The sequence below is a fragment of the Protofrankia sp. CiT1 genome (genome assembly GCF_917627335.1).
In the GTDB taxonomy this organism is placed as follows: Bacteria; Actinomycetota; Actinomycetes; order Frankiales; family Frankiaceae; genus Protofrankia.
This window is the reverse complement of record NZ_CAKJTP010000132.1, coordinates 1-778: the sequence shown is the minus strand read 5'-3', so window position 1 is coordinate 778 and position 778 is coordinate 1. Positions and strand designations below refer to the sequence as shown.

1 protein-coding gene is annotated in these 778 nt (G+C 69.3%); it reads left to right on the top strand.

What is annotated here, in order from left to right:
* Nucleotides 1-89: 89 nt before the first annotated feature.
* The coding region (locus MJ785_RS17125; RefSeq protein ID WP_239381769.1) for a toll/interleukin-1 receptor domain-containing protein at nucleotides 90-778 on the top strand (689 nt) is incomplete at its 3' end.

Here is a 778-nt window from a genome sequence, read left to right as displayed (position 1 = left end):
CTAAAATGGCCGAACGCTCGTCCCGCCGCCCGGTCGCTGTTTCCCGCGGCGGGCGAGACGACCGTCGCGACGCCGAACGGGGGTTCACGATGGAGGGCCGGACCGGCCAGTCGGTCGAGCTGTCGCTCACCGACGACGAGCGATGGGAACTGCTGCACGCCTGCGCGCGGGTCGCCGGGACGGCTGCCGCCGCCGGCATGCTGCTGGATCAGGCTGGCTACCCGAGGGAGTACCGGCCCGGCTGGCCGGGTATGACACCCGTCCACTGGTGGTACCAGGTTTTCACCGAGCTGGATAACGGCGTGATCGCCGATCCATTCCGCCGGCTGCTGCGCGCCGCGCTCCGGGTGTATCCGGCCAGTCCCGCGTTCACCGCGATCGCCGAACACCATGGCGCGGCCTGTGATGACCGGCCAGGTGCGGGGGCCAACGGCGCCGGAAATCCGTCGAACACCAGCGGAAGACCATGCCCGGTCGGACAACCCGGCCTCCCCGATGGGCGGATCTTTCTCTGTTATTCCACCAGCGACCTGGCCGACGCGCGCGCCCTGTACGCCCGCCTGCGGACCGACGGCCTCGCCCCCTGGCTCGACGACGAGGATGTTCTTCCCGGCCAGGAATGGGAACCGCTGGTCCGTGCGGTCATCAGGAACTCGGCCGCTGTCCTGGTCTGCCTGACGGCACACGCGATGCACCGGCGGGACTTCATCCACAAGGCGATCGGGATCGCGCTCGACGTGGCAAGCGAACAGCCGGAAGGGGCGACCTACATCATTCC